Raw genomic sequence first — 22,706 nt, forward strand, 5'->3', positions numbered from 1 at the left:
AATGATTTCACCTTGGCGCATATCGAATGAAATGCCTCTAAGCGCTTGGAAGGAGCCGTAGTTTTTCGTTAGTCGGCTTACTTCCAGCAGCATTGCCGCTTGCGGCTTAGGATTGGTTTCGGTGGGAGCAGGAAGCTGTTCCATGGCAATAGCTGATAGATTCATGTTCATAGTCGCACCTCTTTGCGGCGAAGCAGCAGCTCAATCGCCAGAATAATCGTAATGACAATAATAGAGCCGACAATGGTAGCGGCTGAAGCATACCCGAAGTCCAAGTCTTCGAACGCCTTATTAATAGAGACGGGAAGCGTCATAAAATTCGGCGGGAACAAGATCGAGTTAACGGCAAGATCGAATACGCTTGAGCCGAAAGCCGCCAGTCCCGCAGAGAGCAAAGCGCCGCGAATAAGCGGGATAAGAATGAAACGAATCCGGCTGAAGAAAGATCCGCCTTGAAGCTGAGCCGCTGTTAATAAGCTATGCGGTACTTTGGCCATTGCTCCGACCATAAGCCGCGTTATGACGGGGATGGCGCCTGCAATCGCGGCAAGGACAAGAATCCATGGCGTGCCGTACAGCAGCAGGCCGATGGAAGAGAGCCAGCGTTGATTCCATACGAAAATATATCCGATGCCAAGCACGACGCCCGGAACGGCCAGCGTAACGATAGAGAATACTTCGATCGTCCGCTTGTAACGGAACTGCGAGTAGCTGAGCACATAAGCGACTCCTAGACCGACGAGCAGTCCTAGCAAAGCGGCTGCTGCCGCTATCATTAAAGAGTGGCCAAGCCCGCTGAGCAGCTCTTGCGAGCCTTCGAACAGCTTCCGGTAGTGATCGAGCGTCAAATTGCTCATTGATAGTCCGCCAGACTGCTGCTTCAGCAGCGACATCATGGCGTTTGCGCCGAACGGTATGCCAATAACGACGCATAAGAACAAGATGTTCGCGATCGCTAGCGGAGCCGCGTATTTGCCGGCGGGCTTCGGCACGGAAGGCACGGCGCGGGCAGACAGGAAGTCGAAGCGGGCGCGCCGCATCGCATAGAACTGGACGAACATGGCGATGCCGATCAGCACGACAAGGTAGAACGACAATACGCCGGCCATGTCGAACCGGATTGGCGACGTGTAGATCGCGGAATAGATCGAGTAAGGCAAGGTCGGAAACTTGTAGACGGCGGCGATAGAGGCCGGAAGCCCGAAGTCGCCAATCGTATCCATGAATACAAGCGCCGCTCCCGCAAGAAAGGATGGCATGAGCAGCGGTGCTTGAACGGTTCGCCAGACGGTGAAGGGCGTTGCTCCGCTTAACCTTGCTGCGTGTGACAGCTGATCGACCTTCCACTCCATGGCGGCATGTACGCTGAGATAAGCGAACGGGAACTTGCTAAGCGTCATAATGGCAATAAGTCCCATGGGCTGGAAGACGGCGTCCGTTACCCAATCCCATCCGAGCACACCTGCGGCGATCCCGTTGCCTGAAGCAAACAGTACCCAGCCTTGCGCCAATATAAAGGAAGGCGTGATGAGCAGCAGCCATACGGCACCGTCCAGCAGCTTGGCAGTCGGGAACGACCAAGCCGAGCGAATCATGGCGAGTACGCCGCCAAGCGTTGCGGCAAGAGCCGTTGTGCCGACACCGAGCAGAACGGAGTTCTCAAGCGACTTCTGCCAAAGCGGGCGGTGGAAAATTTCCAATAGAAGCTTAACGTCGCCTAGCTGCCAGCTGCCGAAGAAAACCCCGGGCAGCAGCACCTGAATCATGACTGCTGCCAAGGGATAGAGAACAAGAATGAACAAAATAATGCTGACGGACCATCCGAGACGATCCTTAATGATGTGTCCCATCGCTATTGCACGGACTGGTCGGCGAACCATTGCTTGATCGCCGCTTCATTCTCGGATGCCCATGCTGCTTCTGTAGCTACCAGCTTCGCTCCGGCAGCGCGATCCGCTTTCGGCTGTACGCCGTTAACGGACGGCTCGAAGTAGCTTTCCTCGCCTTGATCGATGAGCGCCTGCTGCGTCTTGGCATCAAGCAGAAACTCGACGAATGCTTTGGCTGCATTCGGATTTTTCGTATCCTTTTGGATTGCGGCTACGCGAACGGATGCAGGGGCTCCCTCTTCAGGCCAAATGATTTCGATCGGCTCGCCGTCGTTTTTCATTTTGTAGGCATTGCTTTCCTGCAAGGCAGCTACTGTAATCTCGCCTGATGTCAGCGCGCTAACGACGTTCGGGTTTTTCGGGTACACATGCAGATCGTTTTTCATGAGAGAATTAAAGTATTCCTTGCCGCCATCCAACGTTTTTTCATTGAAAAACCACGATACGAACGGATAAGCAGGCGCAGCGACGGCAGGGTCGGCCATGCCGAGCATGCCTTTGTACTTGGCATCTGCGAATGCTTCCCACGTACTCGGAGCATCTTCGGCTTTGACTTTGTCCTTGTTATAAACGATAACGCCTGCTGCATGCGCGCCGGTAGGGAAGTACCACTGCTTCTCCGGGACGAAAGCTTTCGCGAAGTCTGTCAGATTAGCCGCATTATTCGGTGTCCAGCCCTCAAGCAGCTGTCCGTTAGCCCCTAAGCTGTGGATGGACGGCATGGAGTCGAGCCAGAGTACGTCCCAATGGGGATTGCCTTTCTCTGCTTCGACACGGGACATAATCTCTGCGCCGTTGCCGACAACTACCTCGACTTTATAACCTGTCGCTTCTTCGAACAGAGGAACGATCATTTCATCAAAATCATTTAAGTAGACGGTCAGCGTTCCTGCGTCTTGGACGGTTTCGGGACTTGCTTCAGGCGCTTCAGTGGTCGGCGCGTTCGTTGCAGCCTCTCCCCCAGCAGCGTTGCTGTTGTTGCCGGCATTGTTCGTGCCGTTGTTGCCGCATGCGGCGATTACGATCATGACAGCTGCTAATAACAAGAACCCCAATTTACGACTCCACGTTTTATTCATTTTCTGTGTTTCCCTCCGATAATCTATTTTCGTACAAGTTAAATGTAGCAATCGTTTGTTAGACGGGCGTAAAGTAGAGTTTCAGATTTTATTAAATATGCTCTATGAATATTGATGTTCATATAGATTTTATCTATATTAAAATAAACGAAGAGAAGAAGGCTGATGGGGGCGGAATAATGAATGTGCAGCAGTTGAAAGTGTTTTTGGAAGTATGCGGGGGGAAGACTTTAGCCGAAACCGCGGGCAAGCTCGGACTCAAACAGCCGACGGTCAGCTTTCATCTGCGCAAGCTTGAGGAGGAGCTGGGTGTCGAGCTGTTCCGCAAGCGCTCGCGCAGCCTTCATCCGAACGATGCCGCCGCCGAGCTTCTCCCATACGCCAAACGGATCGTCTATCTCATGGACGAAGCTAAGCAGACGATGGCTGAGCGGCGGGAGCAAGGAGAAGGAAAGCTTAGGATCGGGGCCAGCTATACGCCGGCGACCTATGTGCTGCCGTCCTATTTAACCGAGTTCCGAAGCTTGTATCCGAAGGCGAGCTTAATGCTGAACGTGAAGCAGGCTGAATCGGTGCTTGCGATGCTGCATAATTATGAGATTGATGCGGCGATCGTCTCCCTTGGACATACGTATGAAGCAGGATTAATCGTACTCCCGTTATTGACCGATGAGCTTCAACTGCTCATGTCTCCGCAGCATAGGCTTGTGGATTACAAGGATATTTCAATCGACGATCTTCGAGAGGAAACCTTTCTCTTGCACGAGACAGGAACAACCTCGCGTACGCTGTCAGATGAGTGGGCTGATCAAGCCAAACTCCAGTGGTCAGCCGTTATGGAGCTGGGCGCGATCGAAACGATCAAGGAGGCGCTGAAGTGCAATATGGGCATCGGTATCCTGCCGCGCCGCAGCGTAGCGCGGGAGATTAAGGCCGGTGAGCTCGTCATGCGCGAGCTGCCAAGCTACGTGAATCGCAGGCAAATATGTCTAGCCTATCGAGACGAGGAGCAGTTATCGCCCCAAGTGCGTGCTTTCATCGAATATATGAGACAACGGATGAACGACAATGATAAGCTGTAGAAAATAAGAGTTAACGGAGGCGAATAGAATTGGGAAATATGGACGGAAAGCTGGTCATTGTAACCGGAGCAAATTCCGGCATGGGTTTCGCAACGACCGTTGAGCTTGCCAAGATGGGGGCTAAAGTCATTATGGCCTGCCGCAGCGAGGAGCGGGGCAAGCAGGCGCTGGAGCAGGCGCGCGCTGCTTGCGGAGGCGCCGAGATCGAGCTGATGTTATGCGATCTCGGCCACTTGGCCAGCATCCGCAGCTTCGCGCAAGCGTTCAAGGAACGTTATGGACGATTGGATGTGCTTGTGAATAACGCCGGCGTCGTTTCCTTGAAGCGCGCGACGACGAAGGACGGCTTCGAGTCGATGCTGGGCGTCAATCATTTAGGACATTTTCTGCTCACTCATGAGTTGCTAGATTTGCTGAAGGCCGCGCCGCAAGGCCGAATCGTCAACGTTTCTTCAGGGGCGCATAAGGCCGGCCGGATTTACTTTAACGATCCTTTCTTAACGAAAGGCTACAATGTGGCAAAAGGGTACGCGCAGTCGAAGCTGGCGAACATTTTGTTCACGAGGGAGCTGGCAAAGCGTCTTGCCGGCACGAATGTGACGGTTAATAGCGTCCACCCCGGAGCGGTAGGCACGAATATCGGCGTTGACCGGACGACGGGCTTCGGCAAGACGGTTCTCAGAATGGTGCGTCCGTTCTTCCGTACTCCGCTCAAGGGAGCGGATACCGCGATATACTTGGCCTCAAGCGAGGCAGGCGGAGCGTCGACGGGACTTTACTACATCGATCGCAAGCCTGTGCAAGTATCGAAGCGGGGCGCTGACCCGGAGCTTGCCGCTAAGTTCTGGACATGGAGCGAACAGCAGGTAGCGCAGTGACCCACCCCGGTGTTGAAGGCGTGCCGAATACGCGTAAGCTATATTTTAACTTGTAAAAGACGTCAAGGAGACTTCAATGCGAAAACAGTTGGCGCTTGCGCTGTTGATCGGATTCGTCGTTATTGCGTTTCCGATTTATTGGATTACGAATCAATTGATTAAATCGTCGATGTATCCATCGTCCGAAGCAGGCGTTCTTGATTTGCGAGAATGGGATTTTCAGGAGAACGGAATAGCTCCTCTCAAGGGCGAGTGGGAATTGTATAAGGAGCAGCTGTTGACGCCGAGCGATTTTCACAAAAATGGGGAAACGGCTTCGAATCCGGTCGCAGATGACATCGTAGAGGTGCCGGGTATTTGGAATCATTACATGGCTCAGGCGGGGGAGACGGGAGCGGACGGGTATGCGACGTATCGGCTGCGTGTGATGGTGGAGGATCAGGGAGAGACGGTCTATGGCATTAAGACGAACAATATCCGCTCCTCCAACCGGATTTTCGTGAACGGAACGGAAGTCGGCGCCAGCGGCGTGCCTGGAAAGTMAAGCAAGCAAGGTACGCAGGACAACATTCCCTATGTAGGCGTGTTCACGGTAAGCGGCGGCGAAGTCGAGGTTATCGTTCAAGTGGCGAACTACAGCTATGCGTCGGGCGGCATGGTGTACGCCATCACCTTCGGCGACTATAAATCGATATTAAGAAGCAGGGATGCGAACGCCTTCGGCGATATTTTGACGGCAGTCTGCTTCATGGTGTCCATCGTGTATTTCTTCGTGCTGTACCGGCTGCGGAGACAGGAAAAGCAAGTGCTGTACTTGGGCGGCTTCGCGGTAGCGGCTCTTGTCTATGTGCTTACTCATGGAGAGAAGCTGATCGGCTTTATACTTCCTTCCGCACCTTACGAGTTGGTGCTGAGACTGCAGTTGATAGCGACTACACTCGTCTATTATTTCATCGTACATTACATAGCAACGGATTCTCCAGCGATGGCAAACAGACGCGTGATGCATATCGTGAAGTGGACAAGCGGCATTCAAGTGCTCATCGCACTTACGATCTCGCCTTTTTTGTTCTCCCAGTGGGGGACCGCGATATACATGCTTAATATCGGCCTATTTCTCTATGTCGTCTTTTTGATGGCTGGAAGCTTGCGCTTTCGTTCCATGAACGTGCTGTTCATGCTTATGAACGGTATCAGTATTATGGTCGTAGTCGCGGTTAACCTGATGAACGTATACGGTCTCATGGAGAACCAATTGCTTAGTTCTTACGGCATCTTGTTGTTCGTCATGACGCAGGCGTTTCACTTCGCATACCGGTATGCGGGTTCATTCCGCAAGGTGGAGCAGTTGTCCCAGAAGCTGCTAACGCTTGACGAACTGAAAAACGACTTTATGGCCAATACGTCGCATGAGCTGCGGACGCCCTTGCATGGCATCGTCAATATGGCATCGTCGCTGATGGAAGGCATCGCTGGGGACATGAATCCGAAGCAGCGGCATCATTTATCGATTATTATGGCTTCGGGCAAAAGGCTATCCTTGCTCGTTAACGATATTCTGGATTGGGCGAAGTTGAAGAACGGCGACGTCGTTCTCAAGCAAAGACATGTCGAGCTCCGATCAATCGTTTCCACGATTCTAGAAGTATTTCGTCATTCGGTCGGCAACCGGAAGCTCGAATGGGTGCAGCAATTGCCGGATGAATTGCCGCTATTACGGGCAGACGAGGATCGACTGCAGCAGATCTTGTATAACTTGATCGGCAACGCCGTGAAGTTCACGCGCGAAGGAATGATTACGATATCCGCCGATGTCGAAGGGCCCATGATCGTCATTACCGTAGCGGATACCGGTATCGGCATCGCGCCGGACCGGCTGGAGACTATATTTCTTTCCTTTAATGAAACGCTGCACATCGTAGACGACGTCTACAATCCTGCGGGAATGGGACTTGGACTTAGCATTACGAAGAAACTGGTCGAGCTTGGAGGCGGAACGATATGGGCGGAGTCGGAGCTTGGCAGAGGAGCCGTATTTAAGTTTACCGTGCCAGCTGCTTCATCCTCTGCAGTCGATGAGGCGGGCTACAGCGGCTACAGTGGCTACAGCCAAAGCCATCAACCGGCGATCATCGTTCCGACTCTGGAATCCGATTCATCAGTCGCAGTTACCATGAAGCAAGCTGCCGCATCGAAAGAGGAGGCCGCCAGAGGACTGGTCCTTATTGTTGACGACGATCCGATCAATTTGCAAGTGCTGCGCGATATTCTGATCATGGACGATTACGACGTCATTGCCGCCGAGACGGGTGCCGAAGCTCTGGTAATGTTGGACAAAACCGATCGCGCGGAGGTTGAATTGGTCATTACGGATTGGATGATGCCGGAAATGTCCGGCCTTGAGCTTAGCAGAACGATCAGGCTCAGATATTCGCTATCCGAGCTGCCTGTCCTGATGCTGACTGCACGTGGGCGGGCGGAAGAGATTGAGCTCGCCTTTCGTTCCGGAATCAATGACTTCTTAAGCAAGCCGGTCGAAGCAAGCGAGCTTCGTGCGAGAGTGCGAACGTTAATTGAGCTGCGGCGTTCCGCTCAAAACGCCGTGCGTACGGAGATKGCCTTCCTGCAGGCGCAGATCAAGCCTCATTTCTTATACAACTCGCTCAACACCATTATTTATATGTCGAAAGTAAATCCAAGCAAGGCAACACAGCTGCTTACCGAATTAAGCACTTATTTGCGAGGCAGCTTCGATTTTCAAAGTCATGATAAGCTTATTCCGCTGCAGAAGGAGCTTGAGTTGATCAAAGCATATTTGACGCTGGAAGGAGCTCGTTTCGAAGAACGTCTGCAAGTGCAATACGAGATCGAGGCGAGCCCGAATCTCCTGTTGCCCCCGCTTGCGATTCAGCCGATAGTMGAGAATGCGGTTAGGCATGGCATTATGCAAAAGGCGGCAGGCGGTACGATTAAGATTAAAGTATGGGAGTCGGAAGAGGCGCTTCATGTGCTTATATCGGATGACGGCGTAGGGATGTCGGGCGAGCAGCTTACGAATCTATTCGTAGAGAAGCCGGGTTCCGGCTCGGGCGTCGGTCTAGTGAATATTAATAGAAGACTGCGCTCGCTTTACGGAGAAGAACTCCATGTAGCCAGCGAGCCGCTTGTCGGTTCGGAAGTCGGCTTCAAGCTGCCTAGATCATCCATGAGAGATTACGAAGCGTCAAAGGGGGATCAAGATGTTAACCTGCATATTGGTAGACGATGAGAAGCCCGCGCTGTACCATCTGGAAATGCTGCTTGCAGCCGACGGCCGCTTCCGGGTTGAGGGGAAATATACGTCCGCGAAGGCGGCGCTGGATCATTTGGCTGAATCGCCAGTCGATGTAGCCTTTCTAGATATCGGGATGCCCGAGATGAATGGACTAGAGGCAGGCGCTTACATTGGCCAAATGCCGGGGGACATACGGATTGTGTACATAACCGCATACTCCCAATATGCGATCGAGGCTTTCGAGGTGCAGGCTTTGGACTATGTGTTAAAGCCGATCGAGGAGGAGCGGTTCGCCAAAACGCTRAATCAGATCGAGAAAAGGGTTCCGAGCCGCGAGACGATTTCATCGGATCGGCTTATTGTGCGCTGCTTCGGCGGTTTGTCACTTGAATACGAATCCGGCAAGACGCAGGTTCTGAAGTGGAAGACGGCTAAAGCGCAGGAGCTGTTCGCTTATATGCTTATGCAGCCGGATCGCTGGGTTGCGAAGGAATTGATATTGGACATGATATGGCAAGGCTATCCGTATGACAAAGCGTTGACCTATCTTCATACGTCCGTATCCCAAATCCGCAAGCTGTTCAAAGAGTGGGGGACAACGCTTGCGATCGAGTACGCTCTAGACAAATATCGGTTGGTGCTGGGTGAGGTCAAGGTCGACACGGCTGAATTCGACCTTCATTCGGACAGCTCCGAATCGATGATGTCCGAGATCGAAGTTGTTCATGTCGACAGAGCTCTTGCGCTTTATCGAGGCGACTATCTTGACGGACTGGACTATGACTGGGCGGAAATCTACCGAAGCAGATTGCTAGACAAATATATTCATCTCGTTACCAAGCTTGCAAGCTACGAAATAAGCCAAGGCCTCGTGAGGAAAGCAGTCAACAGGCTATTGTCCGCGCATGAGAAATCGCCATATTCCGAGGATCTATGCATGCTTGTTCTGGAAGGCTATGAGCGACTGAACGATTGGCAAGCTCGTCAGCGATACTACGAGTCATTCGTGGCGCTCATTCAAGACGAGCTTGATATTGGGCCTACTGAAAGTATGGTCCGCTGCTATGAGCAAGGGAAAATGATCAGGTCTTCTAACCTAAATGATTAGGTTGGAGGGCCTTTTTTTTTGTTTTAGAATCCATTTAGCGACCTTTGTTATACTGCTTTTACGATACTGGAAGAGAAGCTTGCGGCGGAAAGCCGCCATGCAACAGTAACGATTCCGGCAATAACGGAGCGGATGTTATGGTAGGTCAATTCAGTGGTCAAATGGTCAACCAAAGGAAACAAAAAGAGACAATTCTTGTTATGCATTCCGATATAGCATCGTATATGCTGCCGGTGAGTCAGATTAAGACAGCCCCTCTATTGAATCAGTTCGGGAAGAAGACCAAACTTCAAGAAATCGTGTTTGAGGTTGAAATCGCCGCCTCGACCGCGGAATCGGAACAGCTTGCCGAACAAGCGGCAATCGCTGGCGAATTTACAATCCTCGTGCATCCTAACCATTTTACTGTAAAAGCAACCTATCGCAACAAAACGATCGAGGTGACCTCGTTCGAGTCTTATGTGGAAAGAACGATTGCAGTGCCGGAAGGCGTTGATTGTTCGCAAATAACGACTGCTGTCGTCATCGAGGCGGACGGGGATACCCGCCATGTGCCGACGAAGGTCGTTGTCGAGGGCGGCAAGTATTACGCCAAAGTGAACAGCTTGACGAACAGCCGGTTCGTGCTCGTAGGGCATTCGGCCCAATTCGCCGACATGGCGGGTCATTGGGCGAGAGAAGCCGTGAATGATCTGGGTTCGCGGATGATCATCCAAGGCAATAGTTCGGGATGCTTTAACCCGAATCAATCGATCACGCGCGCTGAATATATCGATGCCATCGTGAAAGGTCTTGGGCTGAAGCCACAAAGCGGCATAACTCCGTTCCCGGACGTTAACAGCGCGGATTGGTTCAACTGCTCGGCTAACACGGCGTACACCTATGGCTTGATCAGCGGGCTCGCGGACGGCAAGTTTCATCCTGCGGACTTCATTACTCGCGAGCAAGCTTTTGAAATCATAGCGAAAGCAATGAAGCTGACAGGGCTTAAGGCGAAGCTGGCTTCCGCTTCCGATTCCGCTGAACAAACATTAAGTGCGTTCATTGACGCAGGCCTGATCTCGGGTTGGGCGAAGAGCAGCGTCATCGACTGTCTGCAAGCAGGCATTATTGTCGGCATGACGGGTACCGAGCTGGCTCCAAAAACCTATATATCCAAAGCAGAGGCAGCCATAATCGTCCGACGATTGCTTATGAAGTCCGGGCTTATCTAGGCGGGCAACGGGTCCTGGATGCTGGCGAGCTATCCCTTCTCAACGGTCCTTGTTGAACGGGGTAGCTCTTTTTTAAAAATATAAGAAAGTATAAAATTGTACGCTTATACTAGGCTTATATTTCATCCGCGAAACGTTAGCTTACGCCGCCAGAGGACGGCGATAGCCGTTTACGCTTGTCATGAGAAATGCGTAGAATATTTGCAACTAGAGGTGAACGGAAAATGTTATCTTTCGAACCGTTAAGGAAAATCATTGCTTACCGAAATATTAAAATTACAGATATCGTGAACGAAGAAGGGATGTCATCGACGACTACCGCAAAAATAAATAAAGATAAGCCGATAGCATTTGAAACGATCGATCGGTTTTGCGCCATGCTCGGCGTTCCAGTTAGCGATGTACTGCTGTTTGTTGATGCAAAAGGCAATCCCGTAACAAACGGTGATAACAACATCGAGCAATTGAAGCAAGAAATTATGGAATTAAGACAGCGAGTGGCGGGACTGGAAAAGGCAAACAAAGATCTTGAGCAATACAAAGCAGCAAGAACGGAAAGCAACGGCAAGAACGGTATTCCGGGGACAACGAATAGACCGAACCGATTTATTGTTTTGGAGCTCAGAACGATTCGGAGAAAGTCTAAGCTGACTCAAGCCGAACTATCTGAGGCTATAGGCATAACGGGCTCCTATCTGGGGATGTTCGAACGGCAGGAGAAATATATGAACGATGAGCATCTCGCTGCTTTGAAAAGGAAATTGCCGATTCCGGAAGAGAATATTATAGAGATTGTATAAAAGGATTGGATTGCTTGACTGCGGCCGGCATTCTGTTGAAACAACTTGTTGCGCGATGCGTAATAAAACAACAGGTCATACAAATGCTGGGAGTTTCAATAAGCCGGGAGGTTTAGCGCATGGACAAGCAATCTGAAATCAAGCTAATCATGGAGGAATTGAATCTACTGACCGATCAGCTCCGAAGTCAAATCTATCATATGCTGGAAATTGAATTCAATTGGCAGGGTGAGATTACGGAAACGGTGCTTCTAGAGTGGGAACCACCTAAGCTGCATACGCTGTTCCAGGTGATGAAGGGCATTCAGATGACAAGGGAATATGTGCCTGATATCATTCAAGCTTACGCCAGCGTAGACAGAGACAATCTTTCGAACAAAGTGAAATTCGGCCGGATAAGCAATGAAGATAAGCCGGTTCTAGAGCCTCCCCCAGAGGTTCATGGCCAATATGGCAAGTATACTGTACCGCAAACCGTGATCCGTCTCTACGAGCTCGAGCTGGAGCTTGGGCGTGATATGGATTTGAAGCTGGGCCTGCTCATGCAGAAGCAGGACTTTCGTTACCCTTGCACGCCGCCCGATTTTATCCCGTTCGCAAGTCCAGGAGTGGATGGCATTCATTATTGCTTCGTTACTGACTTCGGTACGGCGGGCGACTTGGAGAACGCCTATATTGCCGTTGTCTCTCCTATGGATTTCGACAATGAAATAGCGATAGTTGCCAGAAACATAGAGGAATTTCTCCGAATTGTATGTACAGACCGCAGTGTGCTGTACAACAATTATCGATCGGGTCAAGCGTATTTGGCCGACGTTCACAAGCGGGCGCCAGAGGAGATAAATGAAGGGCAGCGATATGCGGTGAACCGACTCATGGGAATATTCGGCATCRAGGCCATAGATGATCTTGCCTCGCATATTGACGAGGTGAAGGCTGAGCGTGCAGCTCGCGTTCGGCGGCACACGTTGGATTCGGTAGGCGTTATGCCGTTATCCGGTTCGAGCGAACAGCCCCTATCGGCAGTAGCTAACGATGCGCCGGAAAGCGCCGAGCTGCTGCAAACCGCTTTCGAACAAGCCGACGCGGAGACGAAGCTTGCGACCATTCGCAATCTCCAGTACAAAAAAATCATTCCCGATGACCGCAAAATGTTCTTATTATGCATGAGAACGCTCGCTAATCTGGGCTTGAGCCATGAACGGAATCAATTGCGCAAAATCGGCGTACGAGAGTAACGGCGTAGAGCAGTGCTCCTGACAATTCGAAAAACATAGGAAGAGATTATCCCTAAACGGAACGTCCAATTGGACGATAGGGGTAACCTCTTTGTTTGTATTTGCTCGAAGCCTGGGTTATAGCCGGGTCCAATATCATTCGCAATAAGTTAACCAGCCGTCCCGCTGGCTAGCTGGCGAATGCGTTCGCCCGCAAGACCGGTGAAGATGCCGCCATGATAACAAATGACAGTGTCTATATCGTATTGTGCAAGCTCAGATATGGAGCGACAGGCTTGCTCATAATCCGTGCATAGACTCGGATCAGGAAGCTGCAGTTGTCCATCAACGACCCTGAGCGCATCGGCAGCGATAAGCGTCTTGCTCGGTCTATGATAGAGGCTAATGTGGCCTGGTGTATGCCCAGATGTGCTGATGACGACGATACCGCCGCAGTAAGGGAGTTGCTCCCCGTATTCCAGTACGGAATCGACTGAAGCCGAAGGAGGATGCTCAAGCGTTTTTCGAAATGCGGATCTCCATTCTTCGGGCACTTCCGGAGGAAGCGAACGGATAGCATGCTCGATCGCGGCCTCCGTAATTTTGATCAACCTCCGTTCACCTTGAATGTACGGTATTTCTGGAGCGGAAGCATATACAACGGGCTTATGCGAGAGAGCAGCCCTAATCGCCGGCAAACCTCCGATATGATCAAGATCCTGATGCGTTACAATAATGCGGTTCACCCGATCGATTGGAATACCAACTCGCTCTAATTCGTCTCTCAGCAGCGGAAGTTGTCCGGGAAACCCGGCATCGACCAATATGACGTTCTCCTCGTCCCACAACACGGTAGGAAAGATCGTTTCCGTCTTGCCCATCATCTCGGCCGAAATAGATAAGGCCTGTATCCCGCTTTGTTGTTGCATGCAAAAAAACCTCCCTAATCAGATGTTGAAGAATCACGGGCTGATCCGTGTCTTCATGCAAGCATAGAACATCATATCAGGAAGATAATTTCGTGTAAACTGTGAAATTTTTTATTATACCACAAAAATAATTATTTGTCAATATACATTATGATTTAAAAAGGAGTCATTTGTTAAAAGCGGAGGAATGTCGAATAGAAACGTGCATCAGCTCAAAAGCGACTTCGGTTGTCACTATCACCTATTGAAAGGATCGATATATGCAGAAGTTGCTTTTTGTATGCAGTCGCAATAAATGGCGCAGTCTGACGGCGGAGACGATCTTCCGAGGCGTTGACGGAATCGAGGTCAAGTCGGCAGGAACAGAAGAGCAAGCCCGAGTGAAGGTGAATGAAGGCCATATTGGCTGGGCAGATGTTATTTTCGCGATGGGGAAGAAGCATGTTAGGCGGTTGCAGGATAAGTTCCCGTATGCTCTAATAGGCAAAAAGATCATATGCCTCCATATCCCTGACGAATATGGATATATGAATGAAGATTTGATTGGCCTCTTGCAATCGAGCGTAGGCACGTATGTTACGTTGCCGTCCGAACGAGGAGAAGCACAGTGAATATTTAATTTTATTCGTTTATTACCAGCTCATTAAATCATTATTCATTATACTAAAAGGTGAATTCAATGAAATGAGGTGTGTCTATGAACCAATTCCTAATTCGAAGCTTAAAGGACAATGACMCTTTAACGATATCYGACGCTTTTGCAAGTCAAGGCTGGCATAAGCCCGTAGAACTGTATGAAAAATATGTGAATGAGCAGGCTGGCGGACTTCGCGAGACGCTGGTGGCGGAAGCAAATGGTCAGTTTGCCGGTTACGTGAATATCGTATGGATGTCGGACTATGAATATTTTAAGGAGCGCGCCATACCCGAAATTCAAGATTTCAACGTATTAATCAAATATCGCAGACTTGGTTACGGAACGCTGCTGCTCGACAGAGCCGAGGAAATCATCGCTCATCGTTCAGAGCTTGCCGGCATCGGGGTAGGGTTGTTCAGCGACTACGGCGCGGCTCAATCGATGTATGTAAAGCGCGGATATGTTCCGGATGGCCAAGGAATCTATCGGAACGGCGAGTATTTGCGATATGGACAGCAGACAGTAGTAGACGATGACCTCAATCTTTATTTTGTAAAAAAGCTATAAGTGCGAACCTTTTCCCTCAGACCATCGTCTTAATGGTAATCATGTACGGGAATTTGCGTCAGATCAACCTGCAAGTTCTTGGCGATGACATCGAGTATCTGTATGGAAAGCGGGGGGTTCGAATGAGAAAAGGGTGGACCTGGGGGCTTGTCGTTCTAATTGCGTTAGCAGCAATAGGGATGTATGTGTTTCGGATAACGGAAGACGAAGTTGTCGCTAACCGAATGCTTGACTTTGAACAGGTAGAGCCGGGTACAGAGATGATATGGAATTCCAAGGATGATATCCGCGTGTTCGAATATGCTGTCCGTTTCGCGAAGAAAAATCGAGGTGTCGTCGATATCAGCGCGCCGCCTTACTCTTTTAAGCTGCATGGAGAAACCTATCTGCTGTATGCATTGCCAAAATATGACGTGGTACAGTTTATAAACAGTAAAGCGTCCGGCACCTTGTATACGGTAGGAAAGTCGTCAGCGAAGAAGCTAAAGGCGTTGTTGACGGAGGCTGACAAGACCGGTTTTGGCGTGCCGACTCCCGGCTCGAAGGCCTACATTGGTTATGAGTAACCCATTAAAAGAACGTATTGATGCATAGAAGCCGAACGCCGGTCATCCAATGATGACCGGCGTTCGGCTTCTATGTTTAATTAGGCAGGCACAAACTCAACATCAATCTGAAGCACTTCGGAGCGGCTGCCGATACGGACCGGCGGACCCCAGAAGCCGAATCCGGAGGAGACGATGGCGTGCAGGCTGCCTTTCTTCAGGTAGCCCCAATCAAGCTCGAACAGTCGCTTCGTAACKAGGTGGTTCGGCGCCATTTGGCCACGATGCGTATGGCCCGAAAGCGATAGATCGATGCCATTCATAGCGKCGTTCGTTAGATCCGACGGCTGATGATCCAGCATAATTAGGGGCAGCGTGTTATCCAAAGGCGAGACGAGCTCGCTGATTGGAAGACGCCCAGCGCTACCGGCTCTGAATCCGGCAGAAGCTTTGTCTTTGCGGCCAATAATATAAAAGCTGTCGGCGATAAGCGCTGTCTCGTCCATCAATACTCGAATACCGATCGCATCCATCGCTGCTACAAATTCGGGAACCTTGCCTCCGATGTATTCGTGGTTGCCGGTTACGGCGAATACACCTAAAGGTGCATCAAGCTTGCCTAACGTATCCGCCATCTTATGGCGAATGAACGGCTCGATATCGTCGTCGAGTATGTCGCCGGGCAATAATATAATGTCCGGGTCAATCTGCTTGACCTTGCGGATCAGGCGCTGCAGATGGCCGTTGCCGATTGTTGTGCCTAGATGTATATCGGAAGCCATCGCGATGCGAAGCTTTTGCCTGTTGCCAGCTTGCTTCGGAATTTGCACCTTGTAGTGGCGAATGACAGGTGACCAGGCATTGCGAGTACCTACGATCAATAGAATCAGCAGCACGAACAATGCGATACTGCCAGTACCTATGACATAAGCGTCGCGCTCTGCTCCGCCTAGCTTGAGCAGGAGGGCAACGATATCGGCAACAGGGAATAACAGTACGCCGTACTCTAGAATCGCGAACCAATATGAGCCAACGAGCTTAAGCGGTCCCGCGATCGGCTTTAGCAATGTGGTTTGTCCTACTCTTCCAATAATAAAAGCGAGAGCAAGCAGAGCGACGATTACGCTGTATATGCCCGCATGATTCCAATCGTATAAGGCAGACAGATAGACCCAGCCGTTCCATCCAAGATATAAGGACAAGCCGCCATAGAATAACAATATTCCGATTAACGAAACGATAAAACGACGATTCATTTTTGCAACGCTCCCTGCGAGCCCGTAGGCGATTGATAATAGTAGGAATGAAACTGAAACTACTATATCATATTGGCTATACCACCTCCAAATAGGATAGAGCAGCAGGCGGCATTGCTTATATGCGGGTGATTGGATACGATATTCTATAGCAGAAAAGATAAAGCGTCCGGCAATTGCCGAGAGATTCATTACGACGAATAAAGGAGAGATCGGCATGACTTTATTGACAATTGCTGAGGAGCAATGGAGGGCAGCGGTTCACTTCATGAATGAAGAGGCTCGCCCGCTGGAGAAAGCATTGTATGCGTATGAATTCGAAGACGGACCGAAGAGCGCGGTTACGGAGCAATTGGCCAAGTTTCAAAATAAAGACGGAGGGTTCGGCCATGGTCTTGAACCGGATGCGCGTTGCGCGGTTTCATCTGCCTTGGCGACTACGGTTGCGCTGCAGTATTTGGTATACATCAAGGTCGATTACAAGGAGCCGCTCGTACGGGAAGCAATACGTTTCCTAATCGAAACGTATAATACGGTACAACTTGGCGGATGGGACATCGTGCCTCGCGAAGTTGAATCCGCGCCTCGCGCTCCGTGGTGGAATTATAACGAGCAGCATGACGGATGGGGAAATCCGGCAATCGAGATCGTTGGTTACTTCCATCGATACTCCGAATTAGTGCCTGCCGCGCTTCTCGACGAGCTGACGCAGCGTGCCGTTACATATTTAACCGAGAAGTCCACGAGAAAAGATTTTCACGAGCTATTATGCTGTCTGCGATTCGCTGAGCAGGTGCCGCCCTCGGTGATGAGTGAGGTCAAGCCGGTATTGGACGAGATGGTTGGAAGCTGCGTTTCCGTTAAACCGGAGCAGTGGGAAGGCTATTGCCTTACGCCTGTTCAGGCGGCAAGTTCGCCGTCGAGCCTTTATTACGGGCAGTTGAAGGAAAGCGTRGAGCTGTATTTGCCTTTTATGTTGACGAAGCAGCAAGACGACGGTGCATGGTGGCCAACTTGGTCATGGGGACAATATGAAGACACTTGGCCCGAGGCGAAGCAGGATTGGAAAAGCTTTATCACGTTCGATGCGTTGCGCATGCTGAAGGCATATGGTATCGTGACGAGATAATTGCATCATAATCGTTATAAAAAGACGTCAGGAATGGAGCGTTAGACAGCATGAAATCGTTAGTATTGGCAGAGAAACCAAGCGTTGCGAAAGAAATTGCGCGCGTGCTTGGCTGCGGACAGAAGCATAAGAGCTATATGGAAGGCCCTAAATACGTCGTAACTTGGGCGCTTGGTCATCTTGTAACACTCGCCGAGCCGGAGGATTACGATCCGAAATACCGCAATTGGAATCTCGAGGACCTTCCATTACTGCCCCAAAAGATGAACTTGAAAGTGATGAAGGAGACGTCACATCAATATAAGGCTGTTGCCCAGCTATGCAAGCGGCAAGATATTAACGAGCTTATTATCGCCACCGACGCAGGTCGCGAGGGGGAGCTTGTCGCGCGCTGGATTATGGAGCTTGTCCATTGGCGCAAGCCGTTCAAGCGGCTTTGGATTTCTTCCCAGACCGACAAGGCGATCAATGACGGCTTCAATAGCTTGAAGCCAGGCAAGGACTATGATGCTCTGTATGCATCGGCTGTATGCCGTGCCGAGGCGGATTGGCTGATCGGGCTTAACGTAACGCGGGCGCTGACGACTAAATACAACGCACAGCTGTCCGCAGGGCGGGTTCAGACGCCGACTTTGTCCATTATGATGGATCGCGAGCGCGATATTCAGCAGTTTAAGTCGCAGCCTTATTGGACCGTGGGTGCAGATCTTGATGGCTTCTCGGCTATGTGGCGCGAGCAGGATGGCCATGATGGACGGCTGTGGAGCAAGGAAGCTGCCGATGCAGTAGTGGCAGCCATCGGGAAGTCGGGCAGCGGCAAGGTGGAGAACCTACGCACGGTTGAGAAGTCGGAGCTGCATCCGCAAGCATATGATCTGACAGAGCTGCAGCGTGACGCGAACAAGCGGCTGGGCTTCTCGGCTAAGCAGACGTCCAATGTGCTTCAGAAGCTGTATGAGCAGCATAAGCTGGTCACTTATCCGCGAACCGATTCGAAATATTTGTCCAGCGATATGGTGCCTACGTTCAAAGGGCGATTGGAGAGTATTGCGGTAGGTCCTTATACGGCGCTTGCCCGCAGGCTGCTTAGAGGACAGCTTCCAGTAACAAAGCGGATTGTCGACGACAGCAAAGTGACGGACCATCATGCGATTATACCGACGGAGCAATTCGTGAATTTATCCGAGTTAAGCAATGATGAGCGTCGTCTCTATGACTTGATCGCGAGACGTTTCATTTCGTTATTCTATGGTCCTTACAAGTACGATGAAACGAGCGTTACGCTGGCTGTCGGTCAGCATCGCTTATATGCCAAAGGCAAGACGCTGAAGGATGCGGGCTGGAAGGAAGTGTACGGCACTGCTGCCGATGCGAATAGCGATGATGATGACGAAGACGACTCCGATGGGTCTTTCAGCGCCAAAGCCGATAAGCAGCAATCGCAATTGCTTCCGGCGTTAACGACCGGGCAATCGGTAGCCGTGAAGCACGGGAAAATCAAGGAGCTGCGGACGTTGCCTCCTGCGAGATATACAGAGGCGACGCTGCTGACGCAGATGGAGAAATACGGACTCGGCACGCCTGCTACGCGCGCGGATATTATTGAGAAGCTGCTGTCGAGCGATACCATTGACCGTTCACAGAATCGTCTCGTACCGACAGGCAAGGGCAAGCAGCTTATTGAGCTGGTTGTTGACGCCCTTCGCAGTCCGGAGATGACGGCGAAGTGGGAGCTGGAGCTGGAGCGGATTGCCCAAGGCAAAGGCAATGCGGCTGCCTTCATGAAGACGATCCGCGAGCAAGCGTCGAAATGGGTATCCGAGGTCATTGCTGAGTCGAAGGAGTACAAGCCTCATAACGTGACGCATTCGAAGTGTCCGGATTGCGGCAAGCCATTGCTTGAGATTAAAGGCAAGCGTGGCCGTTCGCTCGTATGCTCGGATCGGGAATGCAGCTATCGCCGCTCAGCCGACCCCGTTCTGCTGAATAAGCGTTGTCCGCAATGCCATAAAAAGATGGAGATGCACACGGGCAAGGCCGGCAAATATGCGCAGTGCAGACCATGCAACGTGATCGAGATGCTGGAGGATAAGGATGGCGGCGGCCGCATGAACAAGAGGCAGCAACAGAAGCTCGTCGAGCAATTTAGCGACAAAGCGCCGCTTACGAACAGCTTGGCCGACAAGCTGCGAGCCGCGATGGAGCAGAAGGGCGAGTAGCCCTGTGTCTTGAGCAAGAAAAAATAGCAAGCTAAGAAATCCCTGATATCCCGCCACGTCGGGAAGCGGGGATTTTTTATTGATCTATTTCAACGATTTAAGGTTTTCTCACTTTACAAACCGACCGTCGGTCTGTAATATGGGAATAAGAAACAATTATGTGAAGGGGGCGAACAATGGTTGGTATTACGGGAAACGCAACATATAGGCAGTTGCTGGAGACAGCAGAGCGACTGATCGCGGAGCATGGCTGCCGAAACACGACACTGCAACAAATCATGCAGACGACGGGATTATCCAAAGGAGCGATCTATCATTATGTGAAGAGCAAGGAGGAGCTGTTCGGACTGTTGCTTACATCGCAGGTCGAAGCGATCAATGAGTCTTTTCAACGTGCGGTAGAAGAGCAAGGCAATCTGACGGCACCGCTAGCGGCGATTGCCGAAGGGCTGACGAAGCTTCAAGAGAAAGATAGCGTCGTGAATCAGATCATTATTTATTTGCTGGCCCAGAAGGATAAATCAGGCGTTGTCGCTTTACTCCAGCAGTATCACGAGCGCTCTGCGGCTGCGGCCTTCAGTTGGATCGGTATGGGGCAACGGGAAGGTGTTATTAATCCAAAGGTTGATGCCCGCAAAGCATCCGAACATTTCGTCATGTTGTCTTACGGCATGTGCATGCGCAATATGATGATGAGCGAGGCGGGAGAGTCGTCCGCGCGGTCGTTCGAGAAAGAAGATTTTTATAACCTTATGCTTCAAACGTTAATAATGAGCGGAGGATGACGATGGACAAACTATTCGTATTTCTGCATGTTCTTGGAGCGGTGCTTTTTCTAGGCAATATTATTACGACCGCCTTCTGGAAAGTCTCGCAGGATCGTTATCCTGCACCTGAATCGACTCATCGAATGGCGGTAAGCGTCATGAAGGCCGATTACGTATTCACTATTCCGGGTATCGCTTTGATCGTTGTATTCGGCATTCTTACCGCCCATGCATACGGCTATTCGCTTGCGGAGTGGAATTGGCTTACAATGTCGATTGGTCTTTTCGCGATCTCTGGCATCCTATGGGGAACCGTGCTGCTCCCTTGCCAATTGCAGATGGTAAAGCTGAGCGAGCAAGGACTGAAGACAGGTCAACTTCCTGCACAATACAGTCTCGTATCGAAGCGTTGGAATGTGTGGGGGTCGGTGAATACGATCATACCGATTATCGTCTTGTTTCTGATGGTGGTGAAACCTTAATGACAGGACCGTAATAGAAAGGTGCAAGAAAGGCTCTTAACCTACTGCAATCATCCAAGAGACATGTGTATCGGCGGCATATGCTATAGATGATAAGGTAGGAAAGGAGCTTGATAGAGTTGGGCGTTCGCAKAGGCAGGCATATTACGGACAAATGGGCCAAAACGATCGCGTTGCTGTCGCACCCGAGAGTGAGTCCGCATATCCCGCTTACGAAGCCGTTCGGAGCTGAACAATTAAGATCGATGCTGGATACGTACTGGATGGTTGTCATCAAACCGGTTAACGGCTCGGGCGGAGTAGGTGTTATGAAGGTTAGCAGAACGCCAACGGGTTATGCGCTCTCTTACTTAACAAGGACGAGATATTATACGGACTTCAGGAACTTGCTGGCGGCGATAAACAAACAGCGCAAGGGTAGGCCGTATCTCGTGYAACGAGGCATCTTTCTTGCCGAAGTAAGCGGCAAGCCGGTTGATTATCGGGTCAAATATGTGAAGACAGGCAGCAAGTGGAGAATCAAAGCGTTCGTTGGAAAAATGGCAAGACCGGGACTGTTCGTGACGAATATTCGCCAAGGCGGTACACTTATATCGGCAGCCAAAGGAATTGCCGCTTCTTTCTCTGACAACCTCGTAGAAGCGAAGAAAAGCAAGATGCGCGAACTTACGATTCTTGCAACCGAAATCATAGAGAATCGTTTTCCAGGAGTTAGCAGGCTGGGTTTCGACTATGGTATTGATAAACAAGGGAAGATTTGGATTTTCGAGGTGAATACGAGACCGCAATAGTCATTTGGATATAGCCGGGCATATGAGGAAGGACGGGCGCAGGCAGCTCGGAATTCCTTATTTGTGTTGTCGGGACGACTAGGTGAAAAGTCCGAATACATCTATTAACTAATGACGTTAATATATTCCATTAATAGAGTTATAGATTTCAATTAAAGTTTTTTATTAAGAAGAGTAAGGAAAGCGCCTGTGGATAACTCTATCCACACTATCCACGCCGTAATTCCTCATATTTCGACTCGTATACACACAGTATACACACAGTATCCACAAGCTTATGTGAATAAATGGGACTGTTGTCCTTTCAAATAGTGCCATGCTACTATATAGAAGAAATATCGAAGGAATAACCCCTTATAAATCTTTTATTTGAAGAAAGGGTGTGCAGGTATGGAGTTGCTTTCTGACGAAATGCTCGTCGACACTTATTTTGCAGCAATCCAGTACAATCTGGATCAAGAATTTATCCGTATGCTTGCGATGGAATTGAAGCGCCGTCAGGTTAATCCGGATTCCAGTAAAATTACGGCATAGTTTCAGTCTTGCAAGCGGCGCTAACAGATGCAGCTTAAATCCACTCGTTAACCAATACCTCGCTTGTCTGCTGGCAGGCTGGGCAATATATAATATGGTTGCAATGGGCGGGGGGAGCTTCCAGCCGTTGATAGGATTCATTCGCGAATGGTTCCTGAATGGGCTCGTACGGGGCATAAGGTCCGATCCAATCGGTGACTCGGCCTCCGTCGATTAACTGTCCCTTACAGGAAGAGCAGCTTTCTTGAATGGACGCAAGCCCGTTGCACACCGGACATAACATAAGGGTATCCTCCTTGGCTCGCCGCG

General features: G+C 50.5%; 21 protein-coding genes. 16 read left to right on the forward strand and 5 right to left on the reverse strand.

All coding sequences use genetic code 11. The annotated features are described in order from the left end of the window. Positions 1-167: 167 nt before the first annotated feature. Positions 168-1,850, reverse strand: a complete 1,683-nt coding sequence (locus AB4Z33_RS20800; RefSeq protein WP_442051723.1) for an ABC transporter permease — start codon at positions 1,848-1,850, stop codon at positions 168-170. Positions 1,851-1,852: 2 nt separating this feature from the next. Further along, on the reverse strand, positions 1,853-2,968 hold the full coding sequence (locus AB4Z33_RS20805; protein WP_442051724.1) for an extracellular solute-binding protein: 1,116 nt from the start codon (positions 2,966-2,968) through the stop codon (positions 1,853-1,855). Positions 2,969-3,147: 179 nt separating this feature from the next. Between AB4Z33_RS20805 and AB4Z33_RS20810 the strand changes: the two genes are divergently transcribed. The 7 genes from AB4Z33_RS20810 (at position 3,148) to AB4Z33_RS20840 (ending at position 12,562) form a co-directional block, all read left to right on the forward strand. Then, positions 3,148-4,050 (forward strand): LysR substrate-binding domain-containing protein, encoded by a 903-nt coding sequence (locus tag AB4Z33_RS20810; RefSeq protein WP_442051725.1) that lies wholly within the window; start codon positions 3,148-3,150, stop codon positions 4,048-4,050. A 38-nt stretch (positions 4,051-4,088) separates the two neighbouring features. Further along, a complete protein-coding gene (locus tag AB4Z33_RS20815) occupies positions 4,089-4,928 on the forward strand; it encodes an SDR family oxidoreductase (RefSeq protein WP_442051726.1) in 840 nt (279 codons plus the stop codon). 76 nt (positions 4,929-5,004) lie between these two features. Next, positions 5,005-8,196: a hybrid sensor histidine kinase/response regulator gene (locus AB4Z33_RS20820; protein WP_442051727.1), complete on the forward strand. Its 3,192-nt coding sequence runs from the start codon at positions 5,005-5,007 to the stop codon at positions 8,194-8,196. After that, positions 8,168-9,310 (forward strand): response regulator, encoded by a 1,143-nt coding sequence (locus AB4Z33_RS20825; RefSeq protein ID WP_442051728.1) that lies wholly within the window; start codon positions 8,168-8,170, stop codon positions 9,308-9,310. The genes AB4Z33_RS20820 and AB4Z33_RS20825 overlap by 29 nt, the downstream gene beginning before the upstream one ends. Positions 9,311-9,510: 200 nt before the next feature. Then, positions 9,511-10,524 carry an S-layer homology domain-containing protein gene (locus AB4Z33_RS20830; protein ID WP_442051729.1) on the forward strand — a complete coding sequence of 338 codons (1,014 nt, stop codon included), beginning with the start codon at positions 9,511-9,513 and terminating at the stop codon, positions 10,522-10,524. A gap of 224 nt (positions 10,525-10,748) precedes the next feature. Then, positions 10,749-11,324 carry a helix-turn-helix domain-containing protein gene (locus tag AB4Z33_RS20835; RefSeq protein ID WP_442051730.1) on the forward strand — a complete coding sequence of 192 codons (576 nt, stop codon included), beginning with the start codon at positions 10,749-10,751 and terminating at the stop codon, positions 11,322-11,324. 119 nt (positions 11,325-11,443) lie between these two features. Next, entirely contained in the window at positions 11,444-12,562 is a 1,119-nt protein-coding gene (locus tag AB4Z33_RS20840; protein WP_442051731.1) for a hypothetical protein, read from the forward strand. A 149-nt stretch (positions 12,563-12,711) separates the two neighbouring features. Here AB4Z33_RS20840 and AB4Z33_RS20845 read toward each other — a convergent pair whose 3' ends face one another. After that, entirely contained in the window at positions 12,712-13,470 is a 759-nt protein-coding gene (locus tag AB4Z33_RS20845; RefSeq protein WP_442051732.1) for an MBL fold metallo-hydrolase, read from the reverse strand. 260 nt (positions 13,471-13,730) lie between these two features. Here AB4Z33_RS20845 and AB4Z33_RS20850 point away from each other — a divergent pair, with 260 nt between their 5' ends. The 3 genes from AB4Z33_RS20850 to AB4Z33_RS20860 all read left to right on the forward strand — a co-directional run bounded on the left by AB4Z33_RS20850 (position 13,731) and on the right by AB4Z33_RS20860 (position 15,240). Continuing rightward, entirely contained in the window at positions 13,731-14,081 is a 351-nt protein-coding gene (locus AB4Z33_RS20850) for a low molecular weight protein tyrosine phosphatase family protein (RefSeq protein ID WP_442051733.1), read from the forward strand. Between the two features lie 86 nt (positions 14,082-14,167). After that, positions 14,168-14,674, forward strand: a complete 507-nt coding sequence (locus AB4Z33_RS20855; RefSeq protein ID WP_442051734.1) for a GNAT family N-acetyltransferase — start codon at positions 14,168-14,170, stop codon at positions 14,672-14,674. 32 nt (positions 14,675-14,706) lie between these two features. Continuing rightward, a complete protein-coding gene (locus AB4Z33_RS20860) occupies positions 14,707-15,240 on the forward strand; it encodes a hypothetical protein (RefSeq protein ID WP_442051735.1) in 534 nt (177 codons plus the stop codon). An 80-nt stretch (positions 15,241-15,320) separates the two neighbouring features. On the opposite strand, the gene AB4Z33_RS20865 is transcribed toward AB4Z33_RS20860, so the two are convergent. Beyond that, positions 15,321-16,475 carry a metallophosphoesterase gene (locus AB4Z33_RS20865; protein ID WP_442051736.1) on the reverse strand — a complete coding sequence of 385 codons (1,155 nt, stop codon included), beginning with the start codon at positions 16,473-16,475 and terminating at the stop codon, positions 15,321-15,323. A 217-nt stretch (positions 16,476-16,692) separates the two neighbouring features. Between AB4Z33_RS20865 and AB4Z33_RS20870 the strand changes: the two genes are divergently transcribed. The 6 genes from AB4Z33_RS20870 to sda all read left to right on the forward strand — a co-directional run bounded on the left by AB4Z33_RS20870 (position 16,693) and on the right by sda (position 22,397). Beyond that, positions 16,693-17,604: a hypothetical protein gene (locus AB4Z33_RS20870; RefSeq protein WP_442051737.1), complete on the forward strand. Its 912-nt coding sequence runs from the start codon at positions 16,693-16,695 to the stop codon at positions 17,602-17,604. Positions 17,605-17,654: 50 nt separating this feature from the next. After that, positions 17,655-19,823: a DNA topoisomerase III gene (locus tag AB4Z33_RS20875; RefSeq protein WP_442051738.1), complete on the forward strand. Its 2,169-nt coding sequence runs from the start codon at positions 17,655-17,657 to the stop codon at positions 19,821-19,823. Between the two features lie 176 nt (positions 19,824-19,999). Continuing rightward, entirely contained in the window at positions 20,000-20,608 is a 609-nt protein-coding gene (locus AB4Z33_RS20880; protein ID WP_442051739.1) for a TetR/AcrR family transcriptional regulator, read from the forward strand. 2 nt (positions 20,609-20,610) lie between these two features. Next, the gene (locus AB4Z33_RS20885; RefSeq protein WP_442051740.1) at positions 20,611-21,072 is read left to right on the forward strand and encodes a DUF2269 family protein; all 462 of its coding nucleotides are present in this window, start codon (positions 20,611-20,613) and stop codon (positions 21,070-21,072) included. Positions 21,073-21,191: 119 nt separating this feature from the next. Further along, positions 21,192-21,863 carry a YheC/YheD family protein gene (locus tag AB4Z33_RS20890; protein WP_442051741.1) on the forward strand — a complete coding sequence of 224 codons (672 nt, stop codon included), beginning with the start codon at positions 21,192-21,194 and terminating at the stop codon, positions 21,861-21,863. A gap of 390 nt (positions 21,864-22,253) precedes the next feature. Then, positions 22,254-22,397 carry a sporulation histidine kinase inhibitor Sda gene (gene sda, locus AB4Z33_RS20895; RefSeq protein WP_337098066.1) on the forward strand — a complete coding sequence of 48 codons (144 nt, stop codon included), beginning with the start codon at positions 22,254-22,256 and terminating at the stop codon, positions 22,395-22,397. 34 nt (positions 22,398-22,431) lie between these two features. On the opposite strand, the gene AB4Z33_RS20900 is transcribed toward sda, so the two are convergent. Then, positions 22,432-22,680 carry a hypothetical protein gene (locus AB4Z33_RS20900; RefSeq protein ID WP_442051742.1) on the reverse strand — a complete coding sequence of 83 codons (249 nt, stop codon included), beginning with the start codon at positions 22,678-22,680 and terminating at the stop codon, positions 22,432-22,434. Between the last annotated feature and the right edge of the window lie 26 nt (positions 22,681-22,706).

The organism is Paenibacillus sp. 2TAB19 (assembly GCF_052115185.1).
GTDB lineage: Bacteria > Bacillota > Bacilli > Paenibacillales > Paenibacillaceae > Pristimantibacillus.